Genomic DNA, 18,798 nt, shown 5'->3' with positions numbered 1-18,798 from the left:
TATCCTCTCTCGCCCGACCGGGTCAATGCGAGAGACGACTTTGTGCACAGGCCCGCCGGCAGGAGAGGATGCATGCGTGTCAGTGGAGACCGATGCGATCTCGGACACCCCGGCGGGTGGGCTGCTCCGGCGTGTCCGGCTGCCCAACGACCGGCGCACACCAGCGGCGGCGCGTGCTCTCGTACGCTCCGTGCTCGAGGAGTCGGGGCTCGAAACGCTCCTGAACGAGGCGCTGCTGCTGACCACTGAGCTGTCCACCAACGCGGTGGTGCACGCGAACACCGAGCTCGACATCGAGGTGCGTTCCGACGCCACGGGGCTGACCGTGACGGTCACCGACTTCGCGCCCGGCCCGGTCGAGCAACTGGCGGTCGGCCCGCGCAACGAGACCGTCGACATCGGCGAGGTCGCCGAGCGCGGCCGCGGCCTGCTGCTGGTCGACCATTTCGCGCGCCGCTGGGGCACGGTGCACGAGGGTACGGGCAAGGGTGTCTGGTTCCGCCTCGAGCGCGAACCGACCAGCGAGGTCTCGTCGGTGGTGCCGGCGACGTCCGCCGAGAGCGGCACACCCAGCCTGGGCGCACTGACCGCCCTGCTGCACGTGCAGCCCGAGCGCCAGTCCGAGGAGGGGGTCGCCGAGTTCGCGGCCGACCTGCTCGCCCAACTGGCCCGGCTGACCGGCGCCGCCGGCGGGCTGATCCGGCTCGACCGCGGCGACGGCGGCGGCCGCCAGCTGCTGGCCCGCTACGGCCGGGCCCCGCGCGACGACGCCGACACGATCCGGGTGCCGCTCGCCGTGCAACGGCCCTATTCGGGTGACCTCGAACTCGACGCGTCCCCCGTCGGCTACGCCCAGCCGCTGGCCACACTGGTCGCCGAGCGCTTCTCGCTGCACCTCGAGAACGACCGCCTGCGCCGGGCCGACCTGCGCCGGCAGACCTGGCTGACGTTCCTGGCCGAGGCGAGTGAGCTGCTCGCCCAGTCGCTCGACGTCAACCTCACGATGGCGCTGATCCCGCAGCTGGTGGTGCCGCGGCTGGGCCAGTGGTGCGCGGTGCACACCACCGACGCCTGGGGCCGGCTGCAGCTGGCCGCGGCCACCCACGCCGACGAGGGCGCCCTGGCCCAGCTGCACGAGATCCTGGCCGAGACCGGGCCCGACTCGATCCTGACCCGGCTCGAGGAGGCGTCCCGCCTCGGCACCCAGGTGATGCTGGGCGCGCCGACCGAGGGCTTCGCGGTGCCGCTGGTCGCCCGGGGCACCCGTCTGGGCACGCTGGCGGTGGGCCGTCACCATCGGCTGCGGCACGACGCCGACGAGGTGGCCGTGCTGGAAGATGTGGCCCGTCGCGCCGCCCTGGCCATCGACAACGCCCGCATCCACGACGAGAGGCACAAGGTCGCGCGTACGCTCCAGGCCTCGCTCCTGCCCCCGGCGCTGCCCCGGGTCGAGGGCATCGGCTTCGCCGCCGAGTACGTGCCGACCGGCTCCGAGGTCGGCGGCGACTTCTACGACGTGGTGCCCTCCGGCGACGACACCTGGCTGGTCGTGGTGGGCGACGTGTCGGGCAAGGGTGTGCAGGCGGCCACGGTGACCGGCCTGGTGCGTGACGTGATCCGCATCCTGGTCGACGACGGCAAGCCGATGACCGAGATCCTCTGCCGGGTCAACCGGACGCTGGTCCAGCGGGGCGGCGGGCGCTACTGCACGCTGGCGATGGCCTCGGTGACCCGCTCACCCGACAACGTGCTCTCGGTCGCCCTGCATCTGGCCGGGCACGACCGTGCGGTTCTGGTGCACGCGGACGGCAAGACGTCGTTCGTCGGCGAGGGCGGAACGGCGCTCGGCCTGCTCGAGTCGATCACCTCGCCCGACGTCGAGGTGCAGCTCCAGCCGGGCGACTCGCTGATCTTCTACACCGACGGTGTGACCGAGCGGCGGCGCGGGCGCGAGCTGTTCGGCACAGCCCGGCTGCGCGACGCCGCGGGCCCGCTGGCCGGCTATCCGGCCGAGGTGATGGCGGCCCGGCTGCGCTCTACCACGATCAACTTCTCGGTCGAGGAGCCACGCGACGACATCGCGATCCTCGTCCTCCGCAACGACGCCTGAGAGCTCCCCCTTCAGCCGCCGATTCGCCCCTTTCGCCCGACTATTTCGTGGCATGGTGTTTGTCATGGCGAAAACGCAGTACTACACGGCGACGAGCATCGACGGCTATATCGCCGACGAGAACAACTCGCTGGAGTGGCTCTTCGACGTCGACGGGGGCAACGAGAATCCTTTCGGCGGCTTCTTCGCGGGCGTCGGCGCGTTCGCCATGGGCGCGACCACGTACGAATGGGTGCTGGCGAACGACAACGTGCTGGCCGAGCCGCAGAACTGGCACGACCTGTACGGCGACGCCCCGTGCTGGGTCTTCGCCAACCGCGAGCTGCCGCTCGTGCCGGACGCCAACATCTTCATGGTCAGCGGCGACGTGAAGCGCGTGCACGAGGCGATGCTGGTGGCGGCCAAGGGCAAGAACGTCTGGCTGGTCGGCGGGGGCGACCTGGTCGGCCAGTTCGTCGACCAGGGCCTGCTCGACGAGATCATCCTCGGCATCGCGCCGGTCGTGCTCGGCGGCGGCGCCCCGCTGCTGCCCCGCCACCTGACCGCGCAGCACCTGGCCCTCACCGGCACCGCGCAGATCGGCCGCTTCGCCTACCTCACCTACGCCGTCGGCAGCGAGCCCCTGCCCGAGCGGCACGCGGCCGAGCACCGCTACGCCGTCCTGCACTGACCCGGCCGAACCTGATCTTGCCGGTGAGCCACCGCCTCCCCCGCCCACCCAAGGGCGTTGGGTGCGGACGCTACGCGAATGTCAAGGAGCCGAGCGGGGTTATCCACAACCTCAGAAGAAGTCGAGGCGGCCGGCCATGTCGAGTTCGCGGGCCAGTTCGGGTGGCGCTGAGACGATGACGGCCCGGCCGCCTCGTGCCAGCAGGACGTGCCGGACGCTTTCGACGATGCCCGTGATCTGGGCCGGCGTGGCCCGCGCGGGCAGCACGGCGTGCACCCGGCCCAGCCCGGCCGACCCGCGCACCGGCACGGCGAACCCAGCCGCGTCGCCCAGCGCGTAGAGCGTCGCCGGCAGGTCGGCCGCCGACACCGAGAGCCGCAGCGCCACGTCGTCGCGCCGGAACGGGTAGGCACCCCACCACGGCGGCGCGATCGCCGTGACCACGGCCCCGGCGCCCCACGCGGCGGCCAGCCGCTCGGCCTGCTCGACCGCCGCGGCCTCGGAACCCTCGAACAGCACGGCCAGCGTGCCGCCCTGGCCGCCGACCGGCAGGTCGACCTCGATCGCGCTGGGCTCGAGCTCTTCGGCCGCGCCGACCAGTTTGCCCAGTTGCAGCGGGGTGGGCACCGCGATGCCGGCCCAGCGCCGGGCCGCGGGCAGCGGCTCGAGGCGCAGCGACGCCGCGGTGATCACGCCGCTGATCTCGGCCAGCCCGGGACGGCCGTCCTCACCGTCGGAGTCGGCGGCCTCGCCCGCCCTGTCCACGTAGGCCACGCTGGTCACGTATTCGGCCGGGGTGCCGAAGCGGTAGCGCAGTGGGCCGGACTCGTTGACTGCGAGCATGCCGCCGACCGTGGCCGTGCGCGACGGCGGGTCGACCGGCAGCCGCTGGCTCTGCAACGCCAGGGCCGCCTGCAGAGCGCGGACCGGGGTGCCGGTGGCCACCTCGACGGTGGCGCCCTCGACCTGATGGCTCCACAGTCCGCTCAGCCGGCCGGTGTCGAGCAGCACGTCGACGCCTTCGTGGGGCTTGCCCCAATTGATCTTGGAACCGCTGCCGCGGGGCAGCACACTGAGTCCGCGGTCGGCGACCAGGCGCAGCACATCGGCCACGGCCTGGACGGTGGCGGGCACCGCGACGAAGCCGGCCCGGCGGCCACCGACCGTGTCGATCGACCGGGCGACGCGGGCGTAATCGGGACCGCAGATATCCACAAGCGCGCTCAGAATCTGATCTCCTGATGGCTCACTCACGTCCCGTTTCCCCACGCCCTCGAACCCCAAAGTCCTCGAAGATCGTCCACTCTGGCATATCGTACACATGTTCGAACGGGCACGGTCGCGGCCGCAAGAAGCAAAAAAAGTCGGGGAAACCGGACCGCCCGGTAACGTAGGGCTCGTGACGAATCCGACTGCCGACAGCCCGCCCACCGCCCAGCAGGCGACCCACGAGCGCACTCATCACGGCGACACCGTCACCGACGAGTACGCCTGGCTGATCGACAAGGAAAATCCGCAGACCGTCGCCTATCTGGAGGCTGAGAACGCCTTCACCGAGCGGGCGACGGCGCACCTGAGCGGGCTACGGGACACGATCTTCAACGAGATCAAGCGCCGCACGCAGGAAACCGATCTGTCGGTGCCCAGCCGCAAGGGCGGCTACTGGTATTACACGCGCACCGAAGAGGGCAAGCAGTACGGCATCCACTGCCGGGTGCCGGTCGAGCCCGGCCAGACCGACCCGCCGTCGGCCGCCGACCAGCCCGGCGAGCAGGTGCTGCTCGACGGCAACGCGCTCGCCGAGGGCAGCGACTTCTTCGCGCTGGGCACCTTCGACGTCAGCGTCGACGGCAACTGGCTCGCCTACTCGACCGACTTCTCCGGCGACGAGCGCTTCACGCTGCGCATCAAGGACCTGCGTACCGGCGAGGTGCTGGCCGACGAGGTGCCCGGCACGTCGTACGGCAGCGCCTGGTCGGCCGACGCCGGCGCGCTCTTCTACACCACAGTCGACGAGGCGTGGCGCCCCCACCGCGTGTGGCGCCACACGGTCGGCCGTCCCGCGACCGACGACGTGATCGTCTTCGAGGAGCCGGACGAGCGCTTCTGGGTCGGCGTCGGGCTCACCCGCAGCGAGAAGTTCCTGGTCATCGACGCGCAGAGCAAAATCACGTCCGAGGTACGGGTCATTCCGGCCAACACCCCCGAGGCTGAGCCCACGCTGATCGCCCCCCGCGAGCACGGCGTCGAGTACTCGATCGAGCACCACGGCCACCGCTTCCTCGTGCTGCACAACAAGGACGCCGAAGACTTCGCCCTGGCCTACACGTCGGCCGACAACCCCGGCGACTGGGTCGAGTTGATCCCGCACGAGCCCGGCACCCGCCTCGAGTCGGTCGACGCGTTCGTCCGCCACATCGTCATCTCCCAGCGGCGCGACGGGCTGACCGGTCTGCGCGTGATGGGCGACGGCAGCACCGACTTCTACGACATGGAATTCCCCGAGCCGCTCTACAGCGTCGGGCTCGCCGGCAATCCCGAGTACGACACCGCGTCCGTCCGGATCAGCTACGCCTCGATGGTCACGCCCGACTCGGTCTACGACGTCGACCTGGTGACCCGCTCGATGGTGCTGCGCAAGCGCAAGCCGGTGCTGGGGGGCTACGAGCCCGGCGACTACGAGCAGTTCCGCGAGTGGGCGACGGCGCCCGACGGCACCCGGGTGCCGATCTCGATCGTGGCGCGCAAGGACGCGCCGCGCAATGGTTCCGCGCCGGCCCTGCTCTACGGCTACGGCTCGTACGAGCACAGCATCGACCCGTACTTCTCGATCGCCCGCCTCTCGCTGCTCGACCGCGGCGTCGTCTATGCCATCGCGCACGTGCGCGGCGGCGGCGAGATGGGCCGCCGGTGGTACGAGGAGGGCAAGCTGCTGGCCAAGCGGAACACGTTCACCGACTTCGTGGCGTGTGCCCAGGCCCTCGTCCGCGAAGGCTGGACGTCGCCCGAGCGCCTGGTCGCCCGCGGCGGCTCGGCCGGCGGCCTGCTGATGGGCGCGATCGCCAACCTGGCGCCCGAAGCGTTCGCCGGCATCGTGGCCGAGGTGCCGTTCGTCGACCCGCTCAACACGATCCTCGACCCGTCGTTGCCGCTCACGGTGACCGAGTGGGAAGAGTGGGGCAACCCGATCGAGTCGGCCGACGTCTACGCGTACATGAAGTCGTACAGCCCGTACGAGAACGTCGCGAAGCTCCAGTACCCCCGGATCCTGGCGATGACGAGCCTCAACGACACCCGCGTGCTCTACCACGAGCCGGCCAAGTGGATCGCCCGCCTGCGTGCCGTCGCCCCCGACGGCGCCTACCTGCTCAAGACCGAGATGGGCGCCGGCCACGCGGGCCCGAGCGGCCGCTACGACGCTTGGAAGGAAGAGGCCTTCGTGCTGGCCTGGACCCTGGACGTTCTCGGCCGCGCGGGGCGATAGCCGACCGTCACCGGCGGCGCAGGGCGACGATCGCGATGTCGTCGGCCTGTTGCCCGGCGCCGCCGAGCTCGGTCATCAGCCGCCGCGAGAAGGCGTCCAGGTTGGACTCGACCGTCGCCGAGGCCTCGGCCAGCGCGGCCAGGCCGACGTCGATGTCGGCGTCGCGGCGCTCGACCAGGCCGTCGGTGTAGAGCACGAGCGTCCCGCCCGGCGGCAGCACGAACTCGAGGTCTTCGGGCCGGGGCGCGTTGATGCCGAGCAGCGGGCCGTGCGGCTCGAGGAAGCGCACGCCCTCGTCGGTGTGCAGCAGCGGCGGCAGATGGCCGGCGCTGGCCAGCCGGATCCGTCCGGTCGCCGGTTCGAGCGTGAGCAGGCAGATGGTGGCCGAGTCGGCCGGCAACACCGTCCGCATGAACCGGTTGACCAGGGTGAGCACCGTGCCCGGCGGATGGCCCTCGACCGCGTACGCCCGGACGGCGTGCCGCACCTCGGCCATCACCGTCGCGGCGTGCAGCGAGTGGCCGGCGACGTCGCCGATGGCCACCAGCAGCCGGCCGTCGAGCATGGTGAGCTCGTAGAAGTCGCCGCCCACCTCGGTCTGCGCGCCCGCCGGCTCGTAGCGCATGGTCAGCTCGAGCCCGGGCACTTCGGGCAGCCGCGACTGCAGCAGGCTGCGCTGCAGGGTGACGGCGATGCGGTGTTCCTCGTCGTACGAGCGCTGCGCCTCGACCGCCGCCGCGACCGTCTGGGACAACTGGCGCAGCACCGGGAAGCCGGGGTTCTGGCTGCTGGTGGGCACGGCCACGTAGACGGGCGGCCGGTCGGTGCGCAGGCGGGCCGCGGCCACGGTCACCGATTCGCCCTCAGGCCAGGTGACCATGTCCCAGGCGGCGGCGTCGTCGGTGCGCACCAGCGACCCGACGCCGACGTTCTCGTCGGGCAGGGACCACGGGCGTACGACCGGGGGTGAGCCCGTCACGGCCAGACCCTCGCCGTCCACCCCATCGGCGAGCACCACGACGGGGCCGCCGAAGATCTCGTGCGCTCCGGCCGCGGCCGCCTCGAGCAGGCCGGTCAGCGTGGTGGACGTGTTGATCGCCAACGTCGCCTCGGCCAGCCGCACCATGCGCTCGGCCAGCGACTCGGCGCGCCGCCGAGCCGAGTAGTAGCGCAGCACGGCCTGGGCGGTGGCGATCAGCTCGTCGGGCTCGATCGGCTCGACCAGATAGGCGTCGGCGCCCCGGTTGAGGCCCTGGGTGCGGTCGACGACGTCGACCGCGTGGGCCGACACGTGGATGACGGGCAACGCGCCGTACGCGGGATCGGTCTTGATCGTCTCGCAGACGTCGAACCCGCTCATGTCGGGCAGCTTGACATCGAGGACCACCAGCTCGACGTCCGAGCCCGGCAGCAGGCGCAACGCCTCGCCACCGGTCTCGGCCTGGCGGACCGTGAAGCCGGCCCGGGTCAGCCAGCTGACCAGCAGATAGCGCTTGGTGGCGCTGTCGTCGACGACGAGTACGGTGCCCGTTTTCATGACGCCGGCAGCCGTAGCGTGAAGGTGCTCCCCCCGCCGACTGTGGATTCGGCCCGCAGGGCGCCACCGAGAATGGCGGCCAGCCGTCGCGCGTAGGGCAGGCCCAGGCCGGTGCCCTTTCCGCTGAGCGCCTTGCTGCCCGGCACCTGATAGAACTCCTCGAAGATGCGTTCGAGCAGTTCGGCCGGGATGCCGGTGCCGGTGTCGGTGACGGTGAACTCGAGGTCGGCGCCCACCGCACGCACGCTGAGGCGCACCTCGCCCTCGGCGGTGAACTTGAGCGCGTTGGTGAGCAGGTTGCGCAGCACCCGTGCGAGCAGCACCTCGTCGGAACGTATCGACGCCACCGCCGGCTCGTCGATGCGGAAGTCGACCTCGGGCCGGGTGGCCAGCGGCCGCAGCGTCCCCCGCAGCTGGCCGAACATCGCCCGCAGGTCGACCTGCTCCCAGTTCGGCTCGATCCGGCCGGCCTCGGCCTTGGCCAGGTCGAGCAGGTCGTTGACCAGGGTCAGCAGGTCGCCGGCGGAGCTGCGGATCAGTCCGACCTGGCGTTCCTGCTCCTCGGTGAGCGGATCGGAGGCGCCGTCGGCCAGCAGACGGCTGAGCCCGATGACCGCGGTCACCGGGGCGCGCAGCTCGTGGCTGACGTTGGCCAGGAACCGGCTCTTGGCCTCGTTGGCCGAGGCGAGCTGCTCGGACTTGTCGTCGAGCTCGGCGTAGAGCGCCACCACGCCGCGGTTGGTCTCATCCAGCTCTTCGGAGAGCTGGTGGTACAACGCCATGACGCCGCGGTTGGTCTCTTCCAGCTCGGCGTTGAGGCGAGCCAGTTCGTCACGCTGCGAGCGCACCTCGTCGAGAGCGGCGATGAGTTGCTGATTCTGCACGTGCAACTCGTCGACGGGGCTGCTGGGGACGTGCCGGCCCAGCCCGGCACGGATCTCGTCCATCCGGTCCGGGGTCAGCCGCGGCACACTGGCCGGTAGACGTCGGGCCATCCACACGACCGTACCGGTCTCACCGTCCTCGACCTCCAACTTGTCCACCAGGCGGCCTACATGGGCGAGCCCGTCCCGCAACCTGGGCCCGTCTCCGGGGGACGGACTCTCGACCGCCACCTGGATGGCGGTGTGTACCCCGTCCTGGCGCACAGCGAACGTCACATCGGCACCCGATCCACCCGCCATGATCACGCGCCCCACCTCGCTCAGCGCGGTCGCGAGCCGGGTCTGGTCCTGCTGCTCCAGGCCGACCTCGCGGGCCACCTCCCGGCCGAGCTGACGGACCACGAAGAGGTCCTGCTCAACGCGCAGCCGCAGGCGCATCAGCGGCTCCGGGGCACCGATCATGGCAGCCGGGCCACGAGCACACCGGCGTCGTCCCGGCGCACACCCGCGTCGCGCAGCACCGTCGCCGCGATCACCAGCGGAGAACGGATGAGCAGCCCCGGGTAGTCGGACGGGTTCCACCGGTCGACCACGCCATCGGAGTGCATGAGCACGACAGCGTCCGGGGTGATCGGATAGTCGTACTCCCGGATCTGGCGTCGCTGGTGACCGGCGATGCCCGGCAGCGAGACCATGCCCCGACGCGAGCCGTCGGACGAGATCACCGTGCCGGCGATGTTGCCCAGGCCCGCGTACCGGACCAGACCGGCGTCGGCGTCGAGCTCGGCGACGGCCACGGCGGCGCCCCGGGTGTGGCTCATCCGGCGGTGCAGACGGTCGAGTACCGCCGCGGGCGGGACGGCAGGGGCCTCCTGAAACGCGCGGACCGCTTCGTGCGAGGCCGCCGCGGCGAGTCCGCCGTGCCCGAGCCCGTCACACATCATCACCTGGCGGCGGCCCTCAACATCGCGGACGGAGAAGGCGTCGCCGCTGACCGGCTCCCCGGTGAGGGGCCGGGTCAGTCCGGCCACCCAGGCCGGCTTCGGCGGTTCGGCCGGCCAGACCTGCGCGGCCAGGATGGTGCCCTTGCCCGGTACGGAGTGCAGGTCGTACCAGGAGGATTGGCGCACGATCGCGCCGAGCCCGATGCCGAGCGTGCCCGCGGTGGAGTGCCCGTCACCGACCGAGGCGACCAGATCGGCCATGCCCGGGCCGCGGTCGATCGCGACGAGCTCGACACCGGCCTGTTCGGCCGTGCGCACCGCCCGCACGAGAAGAACGCCCTCGGTGGCGTGCTTGACCAGGTTGCCGGCCAGTTCGGCGGCCACGATCGAGAGGTGGGCGACCCGGGGCTCGGGCAGACCCAGCTCGACGGCGAGCCGCTCGGCCGTTCGGCGCACGGCGGAGGCGGTCGGGGCGGCTTCCACCCGGAACCAGACTCCCCCGTCGAGAAGCCCTTCGGGTAGCGACGCCACCGCGCCTCCGCTCATCGGCACCACTTGGTAACGGTAATCGTCGTACCTTCGCCGACCGCGGTGACGATGTCGAATTCGTCGACGAGTCGCCGCGCGCCGCTCAGCCCGAGACCGAGGCCCCCGCCGGTGGTGTAGCCGTCGGTGAAGGCCAGGTCGAGGTCCGCGATACCCGGTCCCTGATCGCTGAAAACGATGCGGATGCCTTTGCGCCGGCCGTTGTCGGCCGGCTCCACCTCGACCCAGCCGCCCCCGCCGTAGACCAGAGTGTTGCGGGCCAGCTCGCTGGCCGCAGTGACGATCTTGGTCTGGTCGACGAGCGACAGCTTTACCGCGACGGCAAGCGTGCGTACCTGCTGCCGGACCCGGACCACGTCCTGGTCGGAGACGACCTCGATCCGCCGGCCCGGCTCGTTCACGGTGCCGGTACCGCGGGTGTCTCGGCGCCCTCCGGGCCGTCTGTCTCCTCGTCGCCGCCGCCGTGGTCGTCGCGCTCGCGGGCCAGCATCTCCATGCCGAGCTCGACGTTGAGCGCCGTCCGGATGCCGGGCAGGGACAGACCCAGCTCGACCAGCGTGATCGCGACCGCGGGGCGCATGCCGACCACCACGGTCTCGGCGTCGAGCACCCTGGAGATGGCGGCGATCGTGGCCAGGGTGCGGCCGACGAACGAGTCGACGATGTCCAGCGCGCTGATGTCGATGATCACGCCGTGGCAGCCGGTGGCGACGATCCGCTCGGCCAGGTCCTCCTGGAGCTGAAGGGCGACCTGGTCCTCCATGTCGATCTGGATCGAGACGAGGAGGATGTCGCCGATCTTGAGAACCGGAACGCGCTCCATGTCAGCGCGCCTTCTTGCCGGTCTGCGTGAGCACGTACCGCAGTGCGTCGGCCAGCGACGACTTGGTGGCGATGTCGCCGAACTCGATGCCGAGCGCCACGATCGTCTGCGCGATCTGCGGGCGGATGCCGGAGATGATGCAGTCGGCGCCCATCAGCCGGGCCGCCACCACCGTCTTGAGGATGTGCTGCGCGACCTGGGTGTCGACGGCCGGCACACCGGTGATGTCGATGATCGCGTACGGCGATCCGGTGTCGACCAGGGTCTGGAGCAGCCGCTCCATGACCACCTGGGCCCGGGCCGAGTCGAGCGTGCCGACCAGCGGGACGGCGACCACGCCCTCCCACAGCTTCACCACGGGCGTGGAGAGCTCGAGCAGCTGCTCGGCCTGGTCGGCGATCAGCTCCTCGCGGACCCGCACGTAGCTGTCGAAGGTGAACAGCGCCGCCTCGTCCACGAACGAGGAGAAGGCGATGTAGTCACGCAGAGTGGCGGCATCCACCTGTCCCTGCGCATCGAGGGCGGCCAGGACCGCGTCCTTGAGCGAGAAGATGCTGACGGCCGTCTCGGTGGTGCTGAAGCCCTGCCGGGCCCGCGTCGCGGAGAGCTCGGCGAGCTGCGCACGCAACTCGGCGGCGGCCTCACCGCTCAGATCCTGGGCCGAACCGGCCAGCGCCTGCTGGAAGGCACGCCGCAACTCGGCGTTCTGCCGCTGGAGCTCGGCGTGGCTCAGCCTGCCGCGCATCGTGGCGGCCACCCGCTCGGTCCAGAACGTGACCAGAGCTTCCTGATGGTCGTCCAGCACCACGGCAAAGCGGGCTGCCTCATCCGCACTCAGCGTCACCGCTGCCTCCCGACTAGAGATCTCCCCTGCAACGGGCGGGACTTTACCATCGCCAGGTCGGATGCTTGCTACGAGCCAAATAAACCCCGTTCTGCGCGCGGCGCACCTCTTGGAGTACCGTTCAGCACATAACTGGAGGTCCTGAATGTCTCTGACGGTACAAACGGAACAGCGCGCCGACATGGTCGTCGTGTCGGTCGCGGGCGAGCTGGACATGGCCACCGCGCCCCAGCTTCAGGACCAGATCAGCGACCTTCTTGAGAAGGGACGCACTCGTCTGGTCTTCGACCTCGCCGACGTGTCTTTCTGCGATTCCACCGGGCTGTCGGTCTTCGTCCGGGCCAAGAACAGCACTGACGACGCCGGCGGCACGGTCCGCCTGGCTGCCCCGCAGCGCGGGGTTCTGCGCATCCTTGAGGTCAGCGGTCTGGTCGAAGTGCTGCGCACCTACCCGACGGTCGACGAGGCGGTAACCGCTCAGGAACCAGCCCTCGACTGACCCAGCCTCTTCCCGAGTCGTCCCGGTCGGCGATAGTTTGTCGCCGACCGGTCGCGGGAACCTGCGGGCGGACTGACACCTCGGCGCGCGCGGGAGAGCTTCGTGAACAAGATGGTCCAAGGCTTCAAAGACTTCATCATGCGCGGCAACGTCGTCGACCTCGCGGTCGGCGTCGTGATCGGCGCCGCGTTCACCGGGGTCGTCACCGGCTTCACCAACGGCTTCATCAAGCCGCTGATCCAGCTCATGGGCGGCGGCAGTGGGCTCGACGCCGGCAAGTTCAAGGTCCGTGACGTCGAATTCGACTACGCCACGTTCCTCAACTCGCTGATCACCTTTCTGATCACCGCGGCCGTGCTCTACTTCTTCGTCGTCCTGCCGCTCAACATGCTGGCCGAGCGTCGGCGCCGCGGCGAGGAGCCGCCACCGAAGGCCCCCGCCGAGGACATCGTCCTGCTCACCCAGATCCGCGACGCGCTGGTGTCGTCGTCGTCGCAGACGCGTGGTTACGGCGACACTCCGGGCCGTCACCAGCAGGAACCGCCTCGCTGACTTTCCCCGAAAAGATCATCCCCGTCCGGCGCGTATCGAACAGATGTTCGATACGCTGCCGGGATGGAGCAGCGTAAACACTGGTGGAACGGTAAATGGGGCCGCGCCGCCCGCAAAGATGTCTACCTGCGGGTGAGCGGCGACCAGTGGTATGTCGAGCAGCGCGCGGGCGGTGCCGACGGCGTCTCACACTTCTTCGAGTACGACTCCGAGGACGCTGCGCTCGACACGGTCCGCGCGCTCCTGGCTGCCCCCGGCGACTGGCGCGAACTCTCCGTCCGTCCACCCACCCGCTGACCCCGCACCCGCCCGGCTCCCGCTCCCGGCCGTTCGCTCCGACGGCCCGGCGCGCTTGGACGGCCCGGCGCCCCTGAGTCCACGCGGCCCCGCGGCGCTCGGACGGCCGGGCACTCAAAACGGCCCGGCGCTCAGGCGGCCCCGGCGCTTACGCGGGCTCAGCGTTCAGGCGGCCTGGCGTTCGTCGTGCTGGGCGGTCATCGGCCCCGGCGGCACCAGGCGCAGGCCGGGCCGGAACGGCTCGGCCAGTTGCTCGTCGTCGTCTCCGTCGTCACCGAAGCGGGCACTCCAGGCGCTCCCACCGGCGACCCGCGAGCCGGGCGGCGTGGTGACGAACCCGCCCGGGATCCGCGAGAGGGCGACGATCAGCAGGTAGCCCAGGATCACGAAGCCGTGGCTGATCAGCCGGGCCAGATCCACCCGGGCCGCCGTCAGGTCGTTGACCGAGAGCAGCAGCAGCATCCCGACGAAGGCCGTGAGCATCGGCACCAGCCCCGACGGCCGCGTACGCCGCAGCGCGATGAACAGGTAACCGGCCCCGACAGCCACGTTCCAGGCCGCCGACTCGTGCCACAGGTGCCCCGGCGTCGCGTCGAGGCCCGTGTGCACGTGCGCCCCGACGACCCCGCCGCCGATCTGGTTGAGCCCGAGGATGAGCTGCACCGCACCCACCACCGCGAGCGCCGCGATCAGCACACCGGCGATCGGGAAACGCCCCAGGAGCGGTAGCCGCGCCGGCGACAACCCACGCCGGCGCCCAGCCGCAGTGGCCGCGATCGGCTCGACAGCAGCCAGATCACCCCGCCGCCCCGGCCGGGCGGCCAGGATCGCCGCGCTCAGGTCGGGCGGCGTGGCCATGCTGGTGCTGGTCAGCCGGTTGACCGAGGCGGCCCGATCGAGCCATTCCCGGCACCCGGCGCAGCCGGCCAGGTGCGCGTCGACCGCAGGCCGGCCGGCCGGGTCGTCCTCGCCGTCCAGCTGCGCCGAAAGCATCTCGCGCCACCGCTCACAAGCCATACCCCATAGTCGCCCGGCCCGGGCCCAAAGTTCCCCGGCACGACGTCCCAACTTCGCACCGCGATATGTGTCCGGTCAGAGCCGATTGAGGACGATGCGTCGGCTGCCGCCGGCCGGGAGCGACCACGCGCGCTCGACGTCGTGCATCGGGACGGGATCGGGCTCCACCGAGTAGGCGCCGTCGGCGATCGCAGCGGCCACGGCGGGGATCGCGGCGGCCATGGCGGCACCGGTCATCCGGACCCGGGGGTGAAGGCCGGCCGCAAGCACGTCGACCACGATCTCGTTCTCGCCGGTCGGCTGCGGATCGGGGAACTCCAGGCATCGCGGGGCTGTGCCGTACGCGGTGACGACCGCTGCCTTCATGGTCAGTTCGCCTTGTCGAGCAGCGCGGCCAGATCGGCGGCGGAGGCGGGCCGGGCGGGGGCGGCGAACATGCCGTCCGGATCGAGATAGGCGAGTTGCGCGGGGGTGCCCGGGGCGAACCGGCGGCTCTCGGCGAGCGGTCCCGCGTCGTAGGCGTCGAAGCCGAGCGAGTCGATCAGGGTGGCGACCGCCGCCTTGGCCGCCGGGTGGTCGCCTGCGACGGGTACGGCGCTACGGTCGGGCGCGCCGGCGGGGCGGGCGAGCTGCGGCAGATGCTTGAAGAACACGGTGCTGAACGCCTTGACCACGTACGCGTCCCGCAGGTGCTCATGCAACAGCAGGTGCGGCGGAGTGTCGCCGGCCTCGATTTCGGGGACGGCCCCCTGGCGTGCCGGGTCGTAGTTGAGCGTGTCGATGACGACCCGGCCGCGTAGCGGTTCGACCGGCACCTGCCGGAACGCTGGAAAGTCCGCCTTTTGTTCGCGATCGTCCGGGGGGTGCGATGGATCCGCTGAGCGAGGTGCTGGCGTTGCTCAAGCCACGCAGCTACATCACCGCAGGATTCGACGCCGGTGGCGACTGGGCGCTGGAACTCGACGACCTGGCCGGCCGGATCAAGTGTTACGCGGTCGTCAAGGGCTCCTGCTGGCTGACGATGGACGGCGACGCGCCGGTGCCGGTCCCGGGCGGCGCCTGCTTCGTGCTGCCCACCGGCCGCACCGCCGTGATCGGCAGCGCACCGGACGTCGAGCCGGCGCTCGCCTCCGCGGTTCTCGACCCGGACCGCAGCGGTGAGGTCATCTCCTACAACGGCGGCGGCGACGTCTATCTGGTCGGCGCCCGCTTCGAGGTCGGCAGCCCGCACGTCGAGCTGCTGCTGCGGAACCTGCCGCCGCTGATGCTGGTCATGACCTCCGACGACCGGGTCCGGCTGCGCTGGTCGATCGAGCTGATGACGGAGGAGTTCCGCGAGCCGCGTCCTGGCTCGGCCCTGATGGCCCAGCAGCTCGCGCACATGATGCTGGTCCAGGCCCTGCGCCTCTATCTGGCCGCCCCCGCCCGCGACGACGTCGGCTGGTTCGCCGCGCTCGCCGACCCCCGGATGCACGCCGCGCTCGCCGCGATGCACGCCGACCCCGGCCGCTCCTGGACCGTACGGGAGCTCGCCGTGCTCGCCGGCATGTCCCGTTCCACGTTCGCGGAGCACTTCCGTGCCCGCGCCGGCGAAACCCCGATCGCCTACCTGACCCGCTGGCGGATGATGCTCGCCGCGGACCGGCTCCAGCACGGCGACGACACCATCGCCAGAATCGCCGGCGCCCTGGGCTACGAGTCCGAGCACGCGTTCAACACCGCGTTCAAACGCGTCATGGGCATGCCACCCCGCCGCTACGCCGGCCGCCTCCGACAGAACGGCTCCGATGCGCCGGGGCATGAGCACGCGCCATCGGCGCGGGGAAGAAGGGCGTCAGATCAGGCTGGGCGGGCCCTGGACGGTGGGGCGTGGCGGCAGGGCGCCGCTGCCGCCCATGAGGCGGCGGCGCTCGCGGAAGGCCCGCAGATTTGCCGTGTTGCCGCAGGTGCTGACGTCGTGCCAGACGCCGCTGTTGTTGCGGGACGTGTCGAAGAACGCGGCCCGGCACTCGATGTTGTTGCACAGCTTCAGCCGCGGCCACAGACCGGCCTGCTGGGCCAGCAACGCCTCGGACCACAGGGCCGATGCCAGCCATCGGGTGCCCCGGCCGGTGGGCACGATGCGCACCCAGCCGTCGGCGTCGGGCACCAGGCTCACCGGCACGTCGGCCGGCGGGAGCGTCCCCTCGGGGCCACCCGTGCCACCGGCGAGGATCACGTTTTCGAAGGTGCTGCGCAGGCGGCGCAGCGAACGCAGGTCGGACGACGACAGCAGTAGCGTCGGCGCCGGCAGGCCCGCGACCCGGGACCAGGTGGCGAGCGCCTCGGTCAGCCACCGCTGCGCGTCATCGACCTCCATCAGCAGGTCGGTGCCGTACGACATGGGCGGGCGTGTGTTCAGCAGCTCCTGCAGGAGCGCCAAACCGGCGGGAGCCTCCCGCACGCCGTGCCGCGCACTGGCCATCCATGACATAGACGTAGCGTACTTGACTCTTTTTCATCGCCGTCTCTGGCGAAGTTTTGGTTCCCCTTAAGAGATCGCGCTTCACCAGCAAGGGGTGGCCGCCTTATCCCCTTTTGCCGGGAAGAAGACAGCCGATAACGAGAACCCGCCGGTAATGAGGGTCTCAGAAGCGCGTTATCCGTCGATCCGGGTGATGTTGCGGATCTTGTTGGACGCGTCGAGCGCGGCCACCTTGTACGCCTCGGACAGCGTCGGATAGTTGAAAACCGCGTCCACCAGGTAGTCGACCGTGCCGCCGCAGCCCATCACCGCCTGGCCGATATGGACGATGTCGGTGGCGCCCGTGCCGAAGACGTGCACGCCGAGCAGCTTGCCGTCGTCCGGCGCGACCAGCAGCTTGAGCATGCCGTAGGAGTCGCCGACGATCTGGCCGCGCGCCAGCTCCCGGTAGCGGGCGATGCCCACCTCGAACGGGGTGTTGGCGTCGGTCAGCTCGTCCTCGGTCTTCCCGACGAAGCTGATCTCGGGAATCGTGTAGATGCCGATCGGCTGCAGCTGGTGCATCTCGCGGGCCGGTTCACCGCAGGCGTGGTGCGCGGCCAGCCGGCCTTGCTCCATCGAGGTCGAGGCGAGCGCCGGGAAGCCGATCACGTCGCCCACGGCGTAGATGTTGTCGACCGCCGTACGGTAATTCACGTCGACCTCGATCCGGCCGCGCCGATCGGCTTCGAGCCCGGCCGCTTCGAGCGCCAGGTCTTCGGTCTGGCCCTGGCGGCCGGCCGAATACATGACCGTATCGGCGACGATCTTCTTGCCGCTCTTGAGAATGCAGAGCGCGGCGGTCTGGTGGCGCTCGACCGCGGCCACCTCCTCACCGAAGCGGAACGTCACGCTGAGGTCGCGCAGGTGGTATTTCAGCGACTCGATGATCTCGTCGTCGCAGAAGTCGAGCATCTTCTCGCGGCGCTCGACCACGGTGACCTTGGTGCCCAGGGCGGCGAACATGGACGCGTATTCCACGCCGATGACCCCGGCCCCGACCACGACCATGCTGCGCGGCACCGCCTGCAGGTTGATCACGCCGTCGGAGTCGACGATCGTCCGGTCGTCGAAGTCGACGCTCTCGGGCCGCGCGGGCCTCGTACCCGCCGCAATAATGATCTTTTCGGCGCTGACCTTGCTCTCGCGCCCGCTGCCGGCGTCGACCCAGATCGAGTGCGCGTCGGCGAACCGCCCGGTGCCGGTGATCATGGTGATCTTGTTGCGCGCCAGCTGGTTGCGGATGACGTCGGTCTGCCGGGCGATGACGTGCTGGGTGCGGGCGGCAAGGTCACTCACGGTGATCTCGTCCTTGACCCGGTAGTTGCTGCCGTAGAGATCACGCTGACTGAGGCCGGTGAGATAGAGGACGGCCTCCCGCAGCGTCTTCGACGGCACGGTGCCTGTGTTGATGCAGACGCCGCCGATCATGTCCCGCCGGTCGACGATGCCGACCCGGCGTCCGAGCTTGGAAGCAGCGATGGCGGCTTTCTGACCGCTGGGCCCGGAGCCCAGCACCAACACGTCGTAGTCATACACAGTGCTTAGCGTCGCAGTGACCAGCTCCTCGGTCCACCGAGTCGGTCAGATTTTTCATGGTCTATTTACCGGGGGACACGCAAAAACCTTCCCACGTACGCCGGGGAGCAGGCACCGCCACGACCGGGGCGAACGCCGGCGGCCAGGCCGTCCCGTACAGCTCGGCGCAGAGCACCACGCTCATCCACGGCACCCACGGCCCGCTCAGTTCGAGCGGCTCGCCTCGCCCCCGGACCGTCAGCGCGACCGACCACGGCTCGGCCCCGGGCCGGATGGCGGTGATCGCCCAGAGCGGGATCTCCGCCTCCCCCGTGATCATGAGGCGCAGGTTGGTCACGACCGCGATCCGGCGCTCCCGCCCGTCGACGGTGACCGGCAGCCACCCGTACTGCTTCTCGGCCGCCCGCAGCGGAATGGTCGGCGCCACCGCGGCCGGCCGCCCACCCCGCCCGACGAGCGCGGTCAGCATGGTCATGGAGCGAAAGCCCGCCGTCAGCTGCTCGGCGTCGTACTCGGTCACTCTGATCCCCACTCCCCGCGGGCCGCCCG

Annotated in this window: 19 protein-coding genes and 1 pseudogene; 7 read left to right on the top strand and 13 right to left on the bottom strand. The window is 70.7% G+C overall.

Annotated elements, in window-relative coordinates; genetic code table 11:
- The first annotated feature begins 25 nt into the window (after window positions 1–25).
- Window positions 26–2,110 carry a SpoIIE family protein phosphatase gene (locus tag LXN57_RS17065; protein ID WP_438872885.1) on the top strand — a complete coding sequence of 695 codons (2,085 nt, stop codon included), beginning with the start codon at window positions 26–28 and terminating at the stop codon, window positions 2,108–2,110.
- Between the two features lie 64 nt (window positions 2,111–2,174).
- A complete protein-coding gene (locus LXN57_RS17060; RefSeq protein ID WP_221379864.1) occupies window positions 2,175–2,780 on the top strand; it encodes a dihydrofolate reductase family protein in 606 nt (201 codons plus the stop codon).
- A 111-nt stretch (window positions 2,781–2,891) separates the two neighbouring features.
- Here LXN57_RS17060 and LXN57_RS17055 read toward each other — a convergent pair whose 3' ends face one another.
- Window positions 2,892–4,034, bottom strand: a complete 1,143-nt coding sequence (locus tag LXN57_RS17055) for an FAD-binding oxidoreductase (protein ID WP_251799149.1) — start codon at window positions 4,032–4,034, stop codon at window positions 2,892–2,894.
- Window positions 4,035–4,179: 145 nt separating this feature from the next.
- Here LXN57_RS17055 and LXN57_RS17050 point away from each other — a divergent pair, with 145 nt between their 5' ends.
- Window positions 4,180–6,264: a S9 family peptidase gene (locus tag LXN57_RS17050; protein ID WP_251799148.1), complete on the top strand. Its 2,085-nt coding sequence runs from the start codon at window positions 4,180–4,182 to the stop codon at window positions 6,262–6,264.
- A gap of 7 nt (window positions 6,265–6,271) precedes the next feature.
- On the opposite strand, the gene LXN57_RS17045 is transcribed toward LXN57_RS17050, so the two are convergent.
- Genes LXN57_RS17045 through LXN57_RS17020 form a run of 6 tightly spaced genes read right to left on the bottom strand, consistent with a single transcriptional unit; the run spans window position 6,272 to window position 11,842 of the window.
- Window positions 6,272–7,801, bottom strand: a complete 1,530-nt coding sequence (locus tag LXN57_RS17045) for a SpoIIE family protein phosphatase (protein WP_251799147.1) — start codon at window positions 7,799–7,801, stop codon at window positions 6,272–6,274.
- The gene (locus LXN57_RS17040) at window positions 7,798–9,147 is read right to left on the bottom strand and encodes a sensor histidine kinase (protein WP_251799146.1); all 1,350 of its coding nucleotides are present in this window, start codon (window positions 9,145–9,147) and stop codon (window positions 7,798–7,800) included. The genes LXN57_RS17045 and LXN57_RS17040 overlap by 4 nt, the downstream gene beginning before the upstream one ends.
- On the bottom strand, window positions 9,144–10,175 hold the full coding sequence (locus tag LXN57_RS17035; RefSeq protein WP_251799215.1) for a SpoIIE family protein phosphatase: 1,032 nt from the start codon (window positions 10,173–10,175) through the stop codon (window positions 9,144–9,146). The genes LXN57_RS17040 and LXN57_RS17035 overlap by 4 nt, the downstream gene beginning before the upstream one ends.
- Window positions 10,172–10,576: an anti-sigma regulatory factor gene (locus LXN57_RS17030; protein ID WP_251799145.1), complete on the bottom strand. Its 405-nt coding sequence runs from the start codon at window positions 10,574–10,576 to the stop codon at window positions 10,172–10,174. Before LXN57_RS17030 ends, LXN57_RS17035 begins: the two co-directional genes overlap by 4 nt.
- Window positions 10,573–10,998, bottom strand: a complete 426-nt coding sequence (locus LXN57_RS17025; protein WP_251799144.1) for an STAS domain-containing protein — start codon at window positions 10,996–10,998, stop codon at window positions 10,573–10,575. The genes LXN57_RS17030 and LXN57_RS17025 overlap by 4 nt, the downstream gene beginning before the upstream one ends.
- A 1-nt stretch (window position 10,999) precedes the next feature.
- Entirely contained in the window at window positions 11,000–11,842 is an 843-nt protein-coding gene (locus LXN57_RS17020) for an STAS domain-containing protein (protein ID WP_251799143.1), read from the bottom strand.
- Between the two features lie 145 nt (window positions 11,843–11,987).
- Here LXN57_RS17020 and LXN57_RS17015 point away from each other — a divergent pair, with 145 nt between their 5' ends.
- The 3 genes from LXN57_RS17015 (at window position 11,988) to LXN57_RS17005 (ending at window position 13,190) form a co-directional block, all read left to right on the top strand.
- Window positions 11,988–12,341 (top strand): STAS domain-containing protein, encoded by a 354-nt coding sequence (locus LXN57_RS17015; RefSeq protein WP_251799142.1) that lies wholly within the window; start codon window positions 11,988–11,990, stop codon window positions 12,339–12,341.
- Between the two features lie 111 nt (window positions 12,342–12,452).
- On the top strand, window positions 12,453–12,893 hold the full coding sequence (gene mscL / locus LXN57_RS17010) for a large conductance mechanosensitive channel protein MscL (RefSeq protein ID WP_251799214.1): 441 nt from the start codon (window positions 12,453–12,455) through the stop codon (window positions 12,891–12,893).
- A gap of 63 nt (window positions 12,894–12,956) precedes the next feature.
- Entirely contained in the window at window positions 12,957–13,190 is a 234-nt protein-coding gene (locus LXN57_RS17005) for a hypothetical protein (RefSeq protein WP_221379872.1), read from the top strand.
- A gap of 165 nt (window positions 13,191–13,355) precedes the next feature.
- Here LXN57_RS17005 and LXN57_RS17000 read toward each other — a convergent pair whose 3' ends face one another.
- The 3 genes from LXN57_RS17000 to LXN57_RS16990 all read right to left on the bottom strand — a co-directional run bounded on the left by LXN57_RS17000 (window position 13,356) and on the right by LXN57_RS16990 (window position 15,022).
- Window positions 13,356–14,207: a zf-HC2 domain-containing protein gene (locus LXN57_RS17000; protein WP_251799141.1), complete on the bottom strand. Its 852-nt coding sequence runs from the start codon at window positions 14,205–14,207 to the stop codon at window positions 13,356–13,358.
- Window positions 14,208–14,282: 75 nt separating this feature from the next.
- Window positions 14,283–14,573: a hypothetical protein gene (locus tag LXN57_RS16995; RefSeq protein WP_251799140.1), complete on the bottom strand. Its 291-nt coding sequence runs from the start codon at window positions 14,571–14,573 to the stop codon at window positions 14,283–14,285.
- Window positions 14,574–14,575: 2 nt separating this feature from the next.
- Window positions 14,576–15,022, bottom strand: a complete 447-nt coding sequence (locus LXN57_RS16990) for an NADPH-dependent F420 reductase (RefSeq protein ID WP_251799139.1) — start codon at window positions 15,020–15,022, stop codon at window positions 14,576–14,578.
- Window positions 15,023–15,075: 53 nt separating this feature from the next.
- Between LXN57_RS16990 and LXN57_RS16985 the strand changes: the two are divergent.
- A pseudogene (locus LXN57_RS16985) lies at window positions 15,076–15,957 on the top strand (AraC family transcriptional regulator); the annotation flags it as partial.
- 84 nt (window positions 15,958–16,041) lie between these two features.
- Here the strand turns inward: LXN57_RS16985 and LXN57_RS16980 are convergent.
- The 3 genes from LXN57_RS16980 to LXN57_RS16970 form a co-directional block, all read right to left on the bottom strand.
- A complete protein-coding gene (locus LXN57_RS16980; protein ID WP_251799213.1) occupies window positions 16,042–16,566 on the bottom strand; it encodes a CGNR zinc finger domain-containing protein in 525 nt (174 codons plus the stop codon).
- 279 nt (window positions 16,567–16,845) lie between these two features.
- Window positions 16,846–18,249, bottom strand: a complete 1,404-nt coding sequence (gene sthA, locus LXN57_RS16975; RefSeq protein WP_251799138.1) for a Si-specific NAD(P)(+) transhydrogenase — start codon at window positions 18,247–18,249, stop codon at window positions 16,846–16,848.
- A gap of 61 nt (window positions 18,250–18,310) precedes the next feature.
- A complete protein-coding gene (locus LXN57_RS16970) occupies window positions 18,311–18,769 on the bottom strand; it encodes a hypothetical protein (protein ID WP_251799137.1) in 459 nt (152 codons plus the stop codon).
- Between the last annotated feature and the right edge of the window lie 29 nt (window positions 18,770–18,798).

It is taken from the genome of Paractinoplanes hotanensis (genome assembly GCF_023717965.1).
GTDB lineage: Bacteria > Actinomycetota > Actinomycetes > Mycobacteriales > Micromonosporaceae > Actinoplanes > Actinoplanes polyasparticus.
Note: the sequence above shows the minus strand (reverse complement) of the source record. Positions and strands in the feature narration are given on the sequence as shown.

Bases quoted from the DNA above. Each gene is read 5' to 3' on its own strand.
- LXN57_RS17065 (WP_438872885.1), top strand. From the start codon at position 26: ATGCGAGAGACGACTTTGTGCACAGGCCCGCCGGCAGGAGAGGATGCA.
- LXN57_RS17060 (WP_221379864.1), top strand. From the start codon at position 2,175: ATGGCGAAAACGCAGTACTACACGGCGACGAGCATCGACGGCTATATC.
- LXN57_RS17045 (WP_251799147.1), bottom strand. From the start codon at position 7,801: ATGAAAACGGGCACCGTACTCGTCGTCGACGACAGCGCCACCAAGCGC.
- LXN57_RS17040 (WP_251799146.1), bottom strand. From the start codon at position 9,147: ATGATCGGTGCCCCGGAGCCGCTGATGCGCCTGCGGCTGCGCGTTGAG.
- LXN57_RS17035 (WP_251799215.1), bottom strand. From the start codon at position 10,175: ATGAGCGGAGGCGCGGTGGCGTCGCTACCCGAAGGGCTTCTCGACGGG.
- LXN57_RS17025 (WP_251799144.1), bottom strand. From the start codon at position 10,998: ATGGAGCGCGTTCCGGTTCTCAAGATCGGCGACATCCTCCTCGTCTCG.
- LXN57_RS17015 (WP_251799142.1), top strand. From the start codon at position 11,988: ATGTCTCTGACGGTACAAACGGAACAGCGCGCCGACATGGTCGTCGTG.
- mscL (WP_251799214.1), top strand. From the start codon at position 12,453: ATGGTCCAAGGCTTCAAAGACTTCATCATGCGCGGCAACGTCGTCGAC.
- LXN57_RS17005 (WP_221379872.1), top strand. From the start codon at position 12,957: ATGGAGCAGCGTAAACACTGGTGGAACGGTAAATGGGGCCGCGCCGCC.
- LXN57_RS17000 (WP_251799141.1), bottom strand. From the start codon at position 14,207: ATGGCTTGTGAGCGGTGGCGCGAGATGCTTTCGGCGCAGCTGGACGGC.
- LXN57_RS16995 (WP_251799140.1), bottom strand. From the start codon at position 14,573: ATGAAGGCAGCGGTCGTCACCGCGTACGGCACAGCCCCGCGATGCCTG.
- LXN57_RS16980 (WP_251799213.1), bottom strand. From the start codon at position 16,566: ATGGAGGTCGATGACGCGCAGCGGTGGCTGACCGAGGCGCTCGCCACC.